Raw genomic sequence first — 1,980 nt, forward strand, 5'->3', positions numbered from 1 at the left:
CCCAGGACGGCGGACGGCTGCTCGCGCAGCGGGGCCAGGGCCGCGTCGGGCAGCCAGGCGGGGTGGACGGTGACGGCGACGGCGTTGTCGGGGGTCATGGCTCCGGGGTGGGGTCGGTGGTCAGGACGGTCCCCGCGCCGGTGCGGCGACCAGCGGCGGGACGAGCAGGGTGGCGAGCGTCGGCTCCCACAGCGGTGCGGTGTGCCAGCGGGCGGACAGCGCACCGTCGGGGGCGCGGGTGACCAGCAGCCGGTGCGGCGACGCCGTCGCGACGACGTGCGCGCGCACGGTGCCGTCGGGCAGCCGCTCGGCGCGCGCGGCGACGGGGACGACGCCGTCGGGGACGGGGTCGCTCGGGGCGCCGGACGCGACGTCGCCGGGGCGCATCGTCAGCGTGCCGCGGGTCCAGGCGTCCGGGCGCAGGTCGACGACGCCGCCGGGCCGGCCGTCGCCGGCGGGAACCGTGAGCCGCCACCCGGCGCCCTCGGCCGCCCCGGCGTTCGCCGCGTCCTCCAGCGACCAGCCGGCGACGTCGAGCGCGGGGGCATCCGAGGCGACGTACCGGTCGCGCGCGGCCCACGAGTCGCGCTCGGCGACCAGCGCCTCGTCCGACACCGCGCCCGCCGCCTCGCCCGACGACGCCGCGGCCGGCACCAGCCCGAACAGCACGTCCAGCACCCGCTGCGTGTCCATCGCGGACCCCTGGTACGCCACGACCACCCCGGACTCCGGCACCACGAGCGTGAACTGCCCGTACGCCCCGTCCATCCGGAACCCGACCCGGCTGCGCCAGACCCCGTACCCGTACCCGAGCGCCCAGTCGTCGCGGGCGGTGTCGGGCTCGGCGCTGGCGTGGTCGTCGGCGAAGGTCTCCGCGGTCGGCACGAACGTCGTCGCCAGCGCGTCGACCACCGCCGCCGGCAGCACCCGCGTCCCGTCCGGCGCCACGCCGCCGGCCGCGAGGGCCGCCCCGAGCCGGGCCTGGTCGTCGACGGTGAGGTGCAGCCCGGAGAAGCCCTGCTCCACCCCGGCGAGCGGCCGCCACCAGCGCGGCCCGATGCCGAGCGGGTCGAGCAGCCGCGGCCGCAGGTACGCGGTCGGCTGCTCCCCGGCGACCGCGTGCACGACGCGGCCGAGGGTGCAGGTGGCGGGGGAGGAGTACGCGAACCGCGTCCCGACCGGGAACTCCGGCGGCGTGCTCAGCAGGACCGCGGGATCGGCCGGCATGACCGACGTCTGCTCGCGGCTGTGCCCGGTGGACATGGTGAGCAGGTGCCGCAGCGTGAAGCCGTGCGGGTTCGGCAGGTCGAGGTGCGCGTCCACCGGGTCGGACAGCGACAGCCGGCCCTCGGACTCGAGCAGCAGCACGGCGAGCGCCGTGACCGACTTCGACACCGAGTAGACGAGCCCGGCGTGCCCCGCGTCGTACGGCGCCCAGGTCGCGCGGGCCAGCACGGCCCCCCGGCGCGCGACGACCAGCGCGTGCGGGTCGAGCCCGTCCAGCGCCTCCAGCGCCTCGCCCCACGCGCCCTCGAACGCGGCCCCGGTCACGCCCGGCCTCCCGACGCCGACCCCGACGCGGACCCGGCCCCAGCCGGCGGCGCCGTCGACGACCGGATCACCAGCTCCGTCACCAGCTCCACCTGCGTCGACGGCGGCTCGCCGCCCGCGGCGAGCGTCAGCAGCATCCGGGTCGCCATCGACGCCATCTCCCGCAGCGGCTGGTGCACGGTCGTCAGCCCGGGGTCGAGCCACTGGCTGATCGGCAGGTCGTCGTACCCGACGACGGACAGGTCCTCCGGCACCCGCAGCCCGAGCTCGCGCGCGGCGCGCAGCACGCCCAGCGCCTGGTAGTCCGACCCCGCGAACACGGCGGTCGGCCGGTCGGGCCGGTCGAGCAGGTCGCGCCCGTGCCGGTAGCCGCTCTCGGCGTCGAAGCCGCCCCAGCGGATGAGCGCGGGGTCCCACGGCACGCCGAGC

The 1,980-nt window shown here is 78.1% G+C and carries 2 protein-coding genes; both read right to left on the reverse strand.

Annotated features, from left to right (window positions below):
* Positions 1-120: 120 nt before the first annotated feature.
* A complete protein-coding gene (locus VER05_RS20050; protein ID WP_324847066.1) occupies positions 121-1,551 on the reverse strand; it encodes a serine hydrolase domain-containing protein in 1,431 nt (476 codons plus the stop codon).
* Positions 1,548-1,980 (reverse strand): substrate-binding domain-containing protein (locus VER05_RS20055; protein ID WP_324847067.1); only part of this gene is annotated, 433 nt, incomplete at its 5' end. The genes VER05_RS20055 and VER05_RS20050, both read right to left, overlap by 4 nt.

The organism is Cellulomonas sp. (assembly GCF_035634735.1).
Taxonomy (GTDB): domain Bacteria; phylum Actinomycetota; class Actinomycetes; order Actinomycetales; family Cellulomonadaceae; genus Cellulomonas.